5 protein-coding genes are annotated in these 13,824 nt (G+C 65.0%); all 5 read left to right on the plus strand.

The features are described 5' to 3' along the window. Positions 1-634: Omp85 family outer membrane protein (gene omp85 / locus FJV41_RS20370; protein ID WP_141644180.1), on the plus strand; the 634-nt coding region annotated here is incomplete at its 5' end. A gap of 293 nt (positions 635-927) precedes the next feature. Further along, the gene (locus FJV41_RS20375) at positions 928-1,998 is read left to right on the plus strand and encodes a TauD/TfdA family dioxygenase (protein WP_141644181.1); all 1,071 of its coding nucleotides are present in this window, start codon (positions 928-930) and stop codon (positions 1,996-1,998) included. A 15-nt stretch (positions 1,999-2,013) separates the two neighbouring features. Then, a complete protein-coding gene (locus FJV41_RS20380) occupies positions 2,014-3,318 on the plus strand; it encodes a pyridoxal phosphate-dependent decarboxylase family protein (RefSeq protein ID WP_141644182.1) in 1,305 nt (434 codons plus the stop codon). A 126-nt stretch (positions 3,319-3,444) separates the two neighbouring features. Further along, a complete protein-coding gene (locus FJV41_RS20385; RefSeq protein ID WP_141644183.1) occupies positions 3,445-4,575 on the plus strand; it encodes a DUF819 family protein in 1,131 nt (376 codons plus the stop codon). A gap of 2,292 nt (positions 4,576-6,867) precedes the next feature. Then, positions 6,868-13,326 carry an FG-GAP-like repeat-containing protein gene (locus FJV41_RS20395; RefSeq protein ID WP_181790798.1) on the plus strand — a complete coding sequence of 2,153 codons (6,459 nt, stop codon included), beginning with the start codon at positions 6,868-6,870 and terminating at the stop codon, positions 13,324-13,326. Positions 13,327-13,824 lie beyond the last annotated feature (498 nt).

Genomic DNA, 13,824 nt, shown 5'->3' on the forward strand with positions numbered 1-13,824 from the left:
GGCTGGAGGAGGGGAGGGGACGTTCCGGACAGCGGAGGTGACGGCGGGGCTTTTGTGGGACTCGCGTGACAACGAGCCCGCGCCCGTGCGCGGCATGTTCCACGAGCTGGCGGCACGCGGCGCGGTGGGGGCGACGGGCAGCTCGTTCAGCTACTGGGGCTCCACGGCGAACCTGCGCTTCTACCACCCCCTGGGACATGAGCGATTGGTGGCCGCGTTGCGCCTGATGGCCGACGTGCTTGGAGGGGATGTGCCCTTCTTCCTGCTCAGCGGCTTTGGCGGAGTGGAGTGGCGCGATGGCTGGGGCGGCGTGGGCGGCCTGTTCACCGCGCGAGGGCTGCTGAAGAACCGCCTGCAGGGCGAGGTGAAGACGGTGGGCAACGGCGAGCTGCGCTGGCGCTTCCTCGACGTGCGGCCGTGGGAGCAGCCGCTGGAGTTCACGCTGGTGGCCTTCTTCGATGCGGGACAGGTGTGGACGGACCTTCGCTTTCGGGACAAGGGGTTGTTCCGGTACGCGGGAGGTGGGGGCCTGCGAGTGGCCTGGGACAACACCTTCATCGTCCGAGCGGACTACGGCGTGAGTCCTCGGGATGGCACGTCCGCCTTCTATCTCGACTTCAACCACATGTTTTGAGTGGCCGATGTCATCCGGTGGCATTGACGCCCGCGGAGGGTGCCAGCTAGCGTGACGCCACGATGATGCTCTTGAACGCGAGCTTCCTGACGACCGCCACCGGCCGCTGTTGCCGTGGCGCGTGTTGTTAGTCGAGCTGCTTCGAGCGTCCTTCGTTCCACCGGTTCATTTCCGCTGAGTCCCGGGCCTAGCGCCTCGGACTCGTTGCTCCGGTGGTGTTCCGCGCCCCTGCGATGAGGCCCTGAACTCGTCGTGCGTGCGTGGCCTTGCGTCCCTCCGCCGGAGTCTTGCGCATGCCCATCACCCGCTTCGCGCCGCATGACGATTTCCTGCGTGTCTACTTCGCTGGGGATGGTGTTCCCCGGCACGCGGACTTCCACTGGTTCTGGCTGCGGCACAACTCGGAGCTGGACCGTCATCCGCTCACGCGCGAGCGCATCGTCTGTTCCTCGGAGCTGCCGCTGGAGCTGCGGCCTCGCGGGGTGCGGGTCTCGGCGGATGCCTCTGGCCTCGATGTCGACTGGGGGGACCGCGCCGATGGGCAGGTGAGTCGGTACGCGGCGGACTGGTTGCTTGCGAATGCCTATGCGGCAGACCGCGTCGCCGTGCCTCCGCCGCCCTCGGACAGTGTGTTGCTCACGGTGGAGGCTTCCCAGGTGCGCGAGCCGCTCGTGCCGTTCGCCTTGAAGCGACTCCAGGAGTCCGGGGCGGTCATCGTGCGGGGCTTCGAGGCGGACACGGAGGCGCTCATCGACCTCTTCGGTGGTGCAGGGCTCTCTGTCATCGAGACGCACTTCGGCCGCATCGAGGATTTGCGCACCGACAACACGACGAATCGGAACACGGACCAGCTTGGCTATACGGACAGCGCGGTGCAGTTGCACACGGACCAACCCTTCCTGGACCGACCGCCGCGCTACCAACTCCTGCATTGCCAGCGGCCCGCCGAGACGGGTGGGGAGAACAGCGTCGTGGATGGGCTCGCGGCGGCACGCTACCTGGCGGACCAGGACGCCGCTGCCTTCGAGCTTCTGCGCACGGTGCAGGTGACGTTCCATCGCAAGCAGGCGGCGTTCGAGCGGGTGCTGGTGTCACCCGTGTTCGACTTCGATGCGCCTGAGGGCTTTCGCATCCGGTACAGCTACTTCACGCTCGCGCCGCACCGGGTGCCGTTCGCCCGGATGGAGGCGTGGTACCGCGCCTACAACCGCTTCGCGACCCTGGTCAGGGACGAGCGCCACCAGTTCCGCTTCCGACTCGGGGCGGGTGACTTCCTCCTCTATGACAACTGGCGAATGCTTCACGCTCGCACCTCGTTCACGGGTGCCCGCTGGGTTCGCGGTGTGTACTTCGATGCGCGTTGAACCCCGGAGAACACCATGCCCGCTTCGCCTCGACTGGCCCCCCACGGAGTGAGTCACCAGGAAGTCCTCGACCAGATGCGCGAGCTGCGCGCCGATGATGCGCGCTGGAAGGAAGGGAAGACGTGGAGTCTCGTCTACCACGCGGGGGATGACATCCGCCGGCTGCTCGCGGACGCCTACACGGAGTTCATGTCCGAGAATGGCCTCAGTCCGTTGGCGTTCCCCAGCCTCGCGCGTTTCGAGTCAGAGGTGATGGCTACGGGCGCGGAGTTGTTTCACGGAGACACCGCCGCGGGGACGCTGACGTCGGGAGGAACGGAGTCCATCCTGATGGCGGTGAAGACGGCCCGGGATTTCGCTCGGGAGGAGCGGGGAATCATGGCGCCGGAGATGGTGCTGCCCGCGTCCGTGCATCCGGCCTTTCAGAAGGCCGCGCACTACTTTGGGGTGAAGCCCGTCAATGTGCCGCTGGGGCCGGACTTTCGCGCGGACGTGGCGGCGACTCGGGCCGCGTTGACGGCGAACACGGTGCTCGTGGTCGGCTCCGCGCCGGCCTATCCCCACGGACTGGTGGACCCGATTGTCGAACTGGCGGCGCTCGCACGGGAGCACGGTGTCCTCTTTCACGTGGATGCGTGTCTCGGGGGCTTCCTGTTGCCGTTCGCGCGGAAGCTGGGGCACGACGTGCCCGAATTCGACTTCGCGGTGCCTGGCGTTACGAGCCTGTCGGCGGACCTGCACAAGTATGGTTATGCGGCGAAGGGGGCGTCGCTCGTGCTGTACCGCACGCCGGAGCTGCGTCGGTATCAGTTCTTCACGTACGCGGACTGGTGTGGCGGCATCTATGCGTCGCCGTCGATGGCGGGGACCCGGCCGGGAGGCGCCATCGCGGCGGCCTGGGCAGTCCTGAAGTATCTGGGGGAGGAGGGATATCTGCGGCTCGCTGGGACGGTGCTCGATACGGCGAGGGCGTTGCGCGAGGGAGTCACTGCCATTCCAGGCTTGAAGCTGGTGGGCGAGCCCCGGCTAAGTGTCTTTGCCTTCGCGTCTGACACGTTGGATGTGTATGCGATGGAGGCGCGAGGGTGGAAGTTGGACCGGCAGATGGGGCCGCCAGCGCTGCACCTGATGGTGACGCCCGCGCACGAAAAGGTGGTGGAGCCGTTCCTCGCGGACTTGAGAGAGTGTTCCGCGAGTCTGGAGCGCGGAGAGCCTGCGCCCGAGGGAAGCGCCGCCATGTACGGAATGCTGGGCGCAATCCCAGACCGGCGCGAGGCCGCGGACTTCATCCGCCAGTTCATGGACTCCATCTACGGATGAGCGCGCTCATCCCGATTCGCGCGGTGCCCTCATCCTGGTTCGGGCTCGTGGGGACTCTCCGATGAGCGCGCTCATCCAGCGTCGCACGCTGGCCTCATCCTGGTTCGGGCTCGTGGGTGCCCTCCGATGAGCGCGCTCATCCAGGTCCTTGTGGTGGTGGGGCTTCCCGGGCTCGTGCTGCTGGGGACACGAGTCTTCAAGCCCGTGGCATGGGTAGGGCCCGTGGTGATGTGTTACGCGGCGGGCATCCTCCTGGGGAACGCACCGGGGTTGTCGCTCCAGACGGGCGTGAGCCTCTCGGTGAGCGAGGCGGCGGTGCCGCTGGCGATTCCCCTCCTGTTGTTCTCCACGGATGTGCCGCGCTGGACGAGGCTGGCCCGCACGACGTTGCTGTCTTTCGCCCTCGCCTGTGTGTCCGCCCTCGTGAGTGCCACCGTGGTGGGACTCGCCTTCTCGGGGCGGATGGACGAGTGGTGGAAGATGGCCGGCATGTTGGTGGGTGTGTACGTCGGCGGTACCGCCAACATGAACGCAGTGGGCGTGGCGCTCCAGGTGCGCGAGGAGACTTTCGTGCTCCTCAACACGGCGGACATTGTCGCGGGTGCTGCCTACCTGCTCGTGCTGATGACGGTCGCACAGCGCATCGCGCTGGCGTTCCTTCCTCCGTTCCCGAATCCGACGGGCTGGGATGGTTCAACCGCAGAGGAGGGGACGCGACAGGATGGCTTCTCCTGGCGGTTCGCACGAGGTCTGGCCCTGTCGCTGCTGCTGGCTGTCGCCATCTGCGGTGTGTCCGCTGGAGTGAGCCTGGGGCTCGCGGGTCGACTGGAGGCCACGGTGGTGCTGTTGCTCATCACCACACTGTCGCTGGCGGCGTCCTTCATCCCGGCCGTCCGCTCCCTTCCTGGGAGCTACGCGCTGGGGGACTACGCACTGCTCGTCTTCTGCGTGGCGGTTGGGACGTTGGCGGATGCGAGTCAATTGGGGAGCGCGGGACTGTCTGTCTTCGTCTTCTGCGCCAGCGTGATGGTGCTGGCCATCGTCCTGCATTTCGGTCTGGCGGCGCTGTTCCGCATCGATGCCGACACGGTGCTGATTACCTCCACGGCCACCATTTTCGGCCCGGCCTTCATCGCCCCCGTGGCCCGAGCGCTGCGCAATCGCGAGCTGATGGTCTCCGGCATCACCACGGGGCTGATGGGCTTTGCGCTGGGGACATACCTGGGGCTCGCCCTGTCCTGGCTCCTGCGGCCTTGACTCAAAGAGAAGTCCCCGTTCTCCAGTTTCAAGAGCGCTCCATGCTAACTGTTCGTCCTGTCTGCAGTGCTGTGCGTCTCGCTTGAGGAGGAGAGGTGCTCCTTCGCTGCGACGGGGTGTACGCGACGCAGTTTAGGCTGGCAGGGCACATGACTTTGTCACGCACTGGAGGACCTTCCCCCTGTGTCAGGGAAGAAGTCGCCTCGGCTGACCTGCTGAGCTAACCACCCGAAGGGGGCGAGTGCAGGCGGTTGCAGTGCCGTACTCAGACGCATTCAAGGCGCAGATGGTGAAGCGGATGATGGGTCGAGCGCGGTGAGTACACCACGCCCGCGCAACACTCAATGACGAAGACGAGCTGCCCCGACTCATCCGACATCTACCTTGACACTCACCGCGCTCGAAGGGCATGAGCGTAGATCCCACGCTCGCCCCATGAGTGAACCGGAAGCACGCTTCCGGGGCTCCTCCACATTCAGATACTTCATCTATGTTTCGAAACGATGCACGAGGTCTTCGCCGCCTGGGCTGCCTATCCAGGGCTCTCTTTCTTGGATGGGGTCTGCTGATTGCTTTGGTGGCGCTCTTCACCCCGCAGGCAGCCTGGGCAGCCTGTGTGGATGGCCAGCAGGAGTCATGCTCGGACAACGGGTGTCTCGGCACGAGGATCTGTCAGGGGACCGCCTGGGGGGATTGTGAGTTCAATGGCGCCTCGACGAACTCGTGCTCCGTCTGCGGCCGCTCCGGGAATCAGCTCTGCACGACTGGGGCTTCTCTGGAGGGCGGAGGCAGCCCCATCGCTGGCTCCTGTTCCGCGAGGGGCGCGGAGCGCTGCAACAACTGCGATGACGACGGGGATGGATTGGTCGACGAGAATGCCTCCAACGACGGGCCGATGGTGAATGGCCCCTGTCAGAGCGGCAGCGGGTGCCCGGGAACGAGCACGTGCACGAACGGCGCACTCCAGTGCGTCCACCAGGTCGGTGCCCGGGTGTCTTGCGGCAGCGCCACGGACGTGGTGTGCGCCAACGCAACGGCGGCATGCAAGGCCGATGGCACCCTGGCGGCATGCCAGTCTCCCGTGGTGGGGCCAGAGACCTGCAATGGTTGTGACGACGACCGCGATGGTGTCGTGGACAACGCGCCAGGGTCGTCCGCGCCGCTCCAGCGGGAATGTGAGAGCACCGCGGGCATGTGCCCGGGCTCGCAACAGGCCTGCATGAAGGAGACAGTGAACGGGTACACCACCCGTTACTGGAGCGCCTGTACTTCACTCGCGGAGAGCTGCAACGGCCTGGACGATGACTGCGATGGCAGCATCGACGAGGGCAACATCTGCCGGGTGGCCGAGCAGGTCTGCTCCTGTCAGCCCAGGACCTGCGCCCAGCAGGGCAAGAACTGCGGAGTCATCGAGGACGGGTGCGGTTGGCCGATGGACTGTGGAACGTGTGGATCAGGTGCCGTGTGTGGTGGCGGGGGGACCCCGAATGTCTGCGCCGGTATCTGCACGCCTCTGCCCCAGGCCCAGGCCTGCCAGGGCAAATGCGGAACCGTGTCGAATGGCTGCACGGGCTTCTACGCGTGTGGTGGCTGCAACGCCCCGCAGACTTGTGGCGGTGGGGGGGCTCCGAACGTTTGTGGATGTACGCCCTCGCCCTATGCCACGGCTTGCGCGGGAAAGAACTGTGGGTCGGTTCCCGACCTCTGTGGTGGCACTTATGTCTGTGGCTCCACGGGAGCTTGTACCTCCCCGCAGACCTGCGGTGGCGGTGGCTCTCCGAACGTGTGTGGTTGCACCATCATCCCGAGCGCGACGGCGTGCGCGGGGAAGAACTGTGGATCGGTCAGCAACGGCTGCGGTGGGTCCTATGTCTGCGGGAGCTGCTCGGGGGTGAACTCCTGTGGCGGCGGTGGCACCGCGAACGTCTGTGGCTGCACGCCGATGAGCGTCGCGGAGGCCTGCGAAGAGCAGGAGTGCGGGGCTGCCACCAACGGGTGTGGGGCCAACGTGAGCTGTGGGACTTGTTTCCCCGGGACGACCTGTAAGGGAGGCATCTGCCAAGGCAATCCCGATGGCGTGTCCGACGAGCCCGTCTCTCGCTGACCGAGCAGGTGTGGACAGCGAGGCGGCCAGACACCGTGGGTGAGGCTCGTGATGACGCGAACGGAGGGCGGAGCAGGTCCTCCCTCCTCGCGCCACGGGTTCTTGTGTGGTTTTGACGCGAAGTCCCCGATGTGGATGAGGCGGGTATGTCTTCAGTAATGAGTGTACGCGGGGAACGTGGGATTGGAATGAAGCGGATATTCTCGGTCTTGATGGTGCTCGTTTATGGCTCGCAGGTGGCGATCTCCTGTAGTTCGCCCCTCGCCGTGGATGAGCTGGCTTCGGAGGCGGCGGCCACCGCCGTGGCACGTCAGGCATCTCGCGCGGTGCTGACTCTGCCTGCGGATACGCTGCTGCCAACGGAAACGTTGGAGGGCACCGCGGCGGGGCACACGCCCGGCAAGCTCGACGTCGGCGTGGATGGCGCGGCGAACTATTCCATCCCACTCTGGAGTCCGGTGGGGCGGGGCGGTGTCGAGCCGTCCTTGTCCCTCCAGTACAGGAGCAGCCAGAGCAATGGCCTGGTCGGAGTGGGCTGGGGACTGAGTGGGCTGTCGCAGATCAGCCGGTGCGGCAAGAGCCTTGCCCAGGACCAGACCCTGGCCCCCATCCGCTTCGATGACACGGACCGTTTCTGTCTGGACGGACAGCGGCTCGTGCAGGTCGGCGCGGGGACGGGTTGGACGGAGTACCGCACGGAGGTGGACTCCTTCTCGAAGATCATCGCCCACCAGCCGGACGCCCTGGGACCGACCTGGTTCGAGGTGTGGGGACAGAATGGTCGAATCATGTCGTACGGCACGATGCCGGTGACGACCCACTCGCGTATCGAGGGGCGGCGCCTCGTCGTGGAGCCGCTCGGGACGACGAACCCCCAGCAGAACAACAACTACGAAGGCAGGGGAAGGCTCGCGTGGAGCCTCTCGGAGGTGGCCGACCGCTCGGGCAATCGGATGGTTGTCTATTATGGGTACTCCGAGGACGCCGCAGACGGATATGCCTATGAGCAGTGGCCCTCGCAGATCCGGTATACCTTCGGCCCGGAGGGCTCGGCGCTCGCCGACGCGCAGCGCTCCGTCAGTTTCTCGTATGAGACGAGGACCGACACGAGCTTCAGCTTCGTCTCCGGATTCAAGCTCAAGACCACACGGAGACTCTCGCGCGTGGAGATGAGAGGGCCTCCGTCAGGGTTATTGCGGAGCTACAACCTTCGATATCGCAACGACAGCATCTCCTCGCGCAGCCTCTTGCGCGAAATCCAAGAGTGCGACGGCCTCGAGGTCTGCGCGCACCCCACTGTCTTCACGTGGGAACTCGGGAACCTGGTGTTCAAGCGTCGCGAGCAGGCGATGGCGGATGGCGTCACCCCTGGAAGCCTGCGCACCCTGGATGTGAACGGCGACGGTCTGGATGACCTGCTTTACATGGCCTACACTGATTCGAGGTGGTACTTCCGGTTGAGCCGTGCCACTCCCGCCCAGGATCCGACGCAGGCTCCCTTCTCCGAGCCCATCGCCGCTGGGCTCCCGAGCGCCGGCCTCAATGATCCCACCGCGCCGGGGGTCTTCGAGGTGGGGGATTTCAATCGGGATGGTCGCTCGGACATCGTCTTGCTGCGCTTCAAGGAATTCATCCCCGGGGCTCCCCTGCCGGACGGGGGGCATTTCCCGCACCGGATAGACTATACGGTTCAAGCCTACCTCTCGACCGGTACGTCCTTTGTCGCGGCGGGCGAGGAGCAGAGCCTCGCTAAATACGAGCCCTTCGCCGTCATCTCGATGAAGCTCGCGGACCTGGACGGAGACATCGCGCCGGAGATCATCTTCTCCTGGGGCGCGGACGGCCACTGGGGATACCTCAAGTTCGATGGCACGACGATGTCCTCGTGGACCGCCCTGCCGCAGGCCTCTGGCCGCCGAGCCATCCTGTCGGGTGATATCGACGGTGATGGGACGGTCGAGCTGTTGGCCCGCCCGGGGCCGGAGGACAACGCGGGCGTCTGGCATCATGGTTATGGATTGACGCCGGAGGGGCAGCAGAAGAACTTCAACATCGGTCAGCTCGCCAGCGAATACCTGGGACGGGTGGAGTGGTTCGCGGACCTGAACGGTGATGGGCTGCCGGACCACCTCCTGAGTGGCGATTCGGGCGGAAACGTCATCGTCGCGCTCAACACGGGAAGGGGATATCTGGAAGCGGGGCTCCGGGTCCTCCCCTCCGACTTCGCGTTCCCTTCGTCAGTCGATTTCCTCGGCTATCGCAGGGACGCGGGAGTTCGCGTCGTCGACTTCGATGGAGACGGCCATCAGGACTTCCTCCTGGCGCGGGGAAACGCTTCATCGAACTTGACCATGTCCATGCTCTTGACCCGTGGGACCTTCTTCGAGGGGCGGGTTCCGAGAGATGAGACGGGGGCGACGCTCCCGGTGACGGCCAACAACCAGTTGATGGATGCCAATGGCGATGGCCAGGCGGATGTCATTGGCGCCGGAACCTCTGGCGGGCTCAGTCTCTTCCAGCGTGTTTCCATCAGGGCGGATTTGATGACCCACGTCCAGGACGGACTGGGCTTCCAGTCGAGCGTTCGCTACGCGCCGCTGTCGGATGGTCGGGTGTACTCGAGCGTGACGGGGGCTGGCCCCTGTTCCTATCCGGTTCTCTGTGTGAAGGGCGGCGGCTGGGTCGTCTCCCGGGTGGTTTCGGGCGCGTCGCCATGGGATAGCGGCGCGCAGTTCGACTTCCTCTATGCGGGGGGGCGCCGGGATGTCCGAGGGCGCGGCTGGCTGGGCTTCAGTCAGCGGGTGGTGAAGAACGCCGTGACAGGTACGACGACCACCACCACGTTCGACAATGCGACACAGGTCCAGTCGTTCTATCCGAACGCGCGGCTCCCTGTCGTGGAGACGCTCGAAGCGCCCATGGGCGCCGGGAAGGTGTTGACGGCGGAGCGGCGCACGACTCGCTCGTACACGGTGAGAGCGGGCTCGGCGGGAGGGGAGATCCTCGCCCTCTCCGAGTCCATGGTGCTGGATAGGGAGTGGGAGACACCGCCCGCGATCGCTGGTGCCATCCTCCGTCAGAACCAGTCGACGACAGGCTTCGACACGCTTCATGGGAACAAGCTCTGGGTCGAGGCGGTCTCCGGAGACGGGGAGACGTCCATCTGGGGGGCGACCTACGACGACGACGAGACCCAATGGCTGCTGGGGCGCGTCGACCGTGTGACGCAGACCTCCGCGATACCGGCGGGCGGGTTCGTCACTCGCACCACCGACTATGACTACCAGAGCGGCACGAAGCTCCTGCTCCGGGAGACGGTGGAGCCGACGGTCTCGGGCACTGAAGCAGAGGATGTCCGCCTGGTTACCACATATCAGCGGCTGGCGAGCGGCGTGGTCGAGAAGGTCGAGCAGTCGGATGTCCTGGGCCGGGTCAGCTCGACCACCCTTCGTTACGACGCGGAGGAGGTGTTCCCAGTGACGGCGCTCAATCATCTGGGGCACCGGACGGACTACGCCTTCCACCCTGGCTTGGGAATCGTCGCGCTCGAGCAGGATGCGAACGGATTGCTGCGTCAGCGGAAGTACGACGGCTTCGGGCGGCTGCGAAGCGAGAGCGCGGCCGGCGACGACGGCTGGTTGTTCAGCTATGGGCGGGACGAGCTGGGGCGGTCGACGTTGTCTGCTCAGTCGATGGGCGGGGAGGAGTTGTTCATCCTCCGCGACGTGGCGGGACGGGAGATCTTCAAGCGAGTCCGCAACTTCGATGACTCCTACAGCGCCGTCGGCGTGAGCTACGACGGGCTCGGCAGGCCGAAGACGGCCACGGTGCCCTATTCGGTGGACGCGGCGGTCGCCCCAGCCGTTCGCTCCTTCGAGTACGACAGCCTGGGGCGGCTGCAGAAGGTCACCCAGCCGGACGGCTCGACCATCGAGCATACCTACCAGAACCTCCAGCATTGGACGAAGGACGAGAACGGCCACATCCGGTACACCGTGGAGGACCAGTCCGGACGTGTGGTGCGGAGCGTGGACGTCCTCACGCCTGGCAACGAGTTGCTCACGCGCTACGAGTATGGGGCGTTCAGCACGCTCTCCGCCGTGGTCGATGCACACCAGAATCGCGTGTCCATGCAGTATGACCGGCTCGGACGGCCGACGAGCCTCGACGACCCGGACCAGGGGCACACCGTCACTCGATACAACGCCTTCGGGGAGGTCCGCGAGCAGGTCGATGCGGCGGGGCTCAGCACGCGCTACGAGCACGACGCGTTGGGACGCGTCATCTCGGAGATTCGAGCGGACGGGACGAGCACGTTCAGTTGGGACACTGCGGTCGACGCGAACGGCATCGCCAACGCGCTGGGACTGCTGGGCAATGTGACCAACGGACGCGACCCCCAGACGACCCAGGATGATGTCTCCTCCGCGTTCGTCTATGACGGCTACTCCCGCGTCCGGCGGGAGTTCAGCCAGGTCGAAGGACAGCTCTTCGACCTGGAGAGGACCTATGACTTCATCGGGCGCCTCGACACGGTGACCTACCCGGCGGTGGGGACTTCGCCGCGGATGAAGGTGCGTTATGGCTATGCGCCGGCGAACACCTTGCGCAATGTCGAGCAGGTGTCGCCGGTCTCGAAGACGTTGTGGACGGTCACCGGACGGGATGTGTCGGGTCGTGTCTCCTCCGAGCAGTTCGGAAACGGGGTGACGACGACGCGCCGGCGCGACGCCGAGGGCCACCTCCGATTCCTGGAGAGCCTGGGGCCTCAGGGCGCCGTACAGAGGTTCGCCTATGGCTACGAGCTGAACGGGAACCTCCGCCATCGGGATGACCTGTTGGCGAAGGTGGGGGAGGAGTTCAGCTACGACTCGCTGGAGCGGCTCACTGATTGGGTCGTGACGCTCAACTGCAAGAGCGCGCGGACGCGCTACGAATACGATGCGATTGGCAACCTGACCCGTCGCCGTACGACGATTGGGGAGGGGGCGGGTGCTATTGTCACGGACGTGCAGTCGTCCTTCGCCGGGGCGGCACCTCACGCGGTGAAGACGGTCGGAGCCTCGACGTATGGCTATGACGTCAAGGGCAACCGACGTTCGTCGTTCGACGCCGCCACCGGGGTGAGCACGAGCATCGACTATACGTCGTTCAATCTACCTACGAGCATCACCCGGGGAACGGGGACGTCGACCTTCGTGTATGACACGGCGAATGGGCGTGTCGCGAAGAAGCACTCGAATGGCGACTCCACGTATTATGTCTCGAACCTCTACGAGAAGCGGACCGTCTCGGGTGCGGTGGCTCATGCCTTCAAGATCTACGCGGAGGGGCGCGCGGTCGCTCAGGCGAACTGGACTGGGAATGGAGCCGGTGGCTTGGCGACCGAGTTGGTCTACCTGCACGACGACCATCTCGGGACGGTAGAGAGCATCACGGACTCGACGGGAACGGTCGTGGAGCGGCGCAAGTATGAGCCGTTCGGGGAGGCGCGCAGCCCGCTGAACCCCGCGGTGGCCAAGGCGCCTTCCGTCGGCGGTCCAGGGGTCCGGCTTGGGTTCACCGAGCACGAGGAGGACGCCGAGACGAACCTCGTCAACATGCGAGGGCGTCTCTATGACCCCAAGACAGCGAGCTTCGTGTCTCCGGACCCATACATCCAAGCTCCCATCCTGGGGCAGTCCTACAACCGTTACAGCTATGTCTTCAACAGCCCGCTCAACTTCGTCGACCCGTCTGGCTTCAGCGGCATCTCGCTGGTCTCCCAGGGGGACGGAGTGGCGTACTGGGATGGGGTGAGCCCGAGCGCGTGGGGAGGCGAAACCATGGATATCATAGGGCCGGGTCAGTCCGGAGGTTGGGCGAGCTTTACCGGGAGCATGATCGGAAGCATCGCCTCGGAAATCTCCTCGAGCATCTCCCGGAGCATCAGCGTCCAGGTAGGGATGTTCCACGCCAAGGTGGACATGGTCGGGGGGATCGCGGACGCAGTGACGGACCCGGCGTTCTTTTACAACGTGGTCACGACGGTTCGTACCACCTACGAGAAGGAAGGGCTGTCGGAGGCGGTCAATCTTTTCAATCCCATTCATCACTCCCTGACCTCCGGCTATATGGCGCGGGAGGCCTACGAGAAGGGGGATTACGAAGGGTACGGGTACCACTCCTTCAACTCTGGTTTGAGTATCGTGACCGCCGTAACGGGGGCCGCCGGGATCGCGCGGGCTGCGTCGGGTGTCGTTGCCGCAAGGGGCTTGGATGCGACGGTCAATGTTGGTGCGCTCGGTGGCAAACTTTATGGCGCAAAGAAGCTCGCCCAGTTGGAGTCATATCTGGGGAGGCGAGGCGTCACCTTGAAGGTGGGAGATGAGTTCGTGCCTCCAGGTATGGCTGGCGGCTTCAACGCGATAAAAGGAGAGCTGGTGTTGCGCAGCAATCCAACAGAGTATGTCGTTTGGCATGAATTGTCGCATTTCCGACAATCCCGAAAGCTAGGCGTGCAAGCCTACAGCGCTCAGAGTCGCGTTCAGAAGGAACAGTATGTTTTCGATGCGCTCAACAACTCCAGCCGGAGGTGGAGTTTGCTGAACGGGGACCAGCAGCAGCACGCGATCGAATACATCATGGATGTCGGGGGATTCCGATGACCGAGGCTGAAGTTCGGCGAAGCGCAGAGGCTTTTGTCGCCGCGCATGACACGAAATCCTTCAGGTTCACCCTGGCGGAGGTTCGGAAGCGTGCTTTAAAGCCTGGAGAGTGGGCCGTCGTCTTCGATGTGACGGACTCTGACGACGCGTTGATTGATGGACCAGTGGTTGTCATTGTGGATGACGAGACTGGAAGGGCTCGTTTCTCGTGATAACCGTTTCCGTCAAGTCGACCTAGACTCGCGTTGGTGGCCGGCCGTCGCAATCGAGCGGCGGCCTCCTGCCTCGTTCGCTCTCGCCCCTCAACCCGTTACCGCCACAGACTCCTGGCCGCCCTGGATGTCCGCGAGCCAGATGCACCCGCGTAGGGTGTGTCCTTCCGCGGCGCATCGTTGTTCGCACCGCGCCCTCCACCGCGCATTGCATTGCCAGGGCCCATAATAGATGGCCCAGTTCACGAACCCACCTGCCGCGCTTGGGATGGTAGGCCCCACCCAT

It is taken from the genome of Myxococcus llanfairpwllgwyngyllgogerychwyrndrobwllllantysiliogogogochensis, from assembly GCF_006636215.1.
GTDB lineage: Bacteria > Myxococcota > Myxococcia > Myxococcales > Myxococcaceae > Myxococcus > Myxococcus llanfairpwllgwyngyllgogerychwyrndrobwllllantysiliogogogochensis.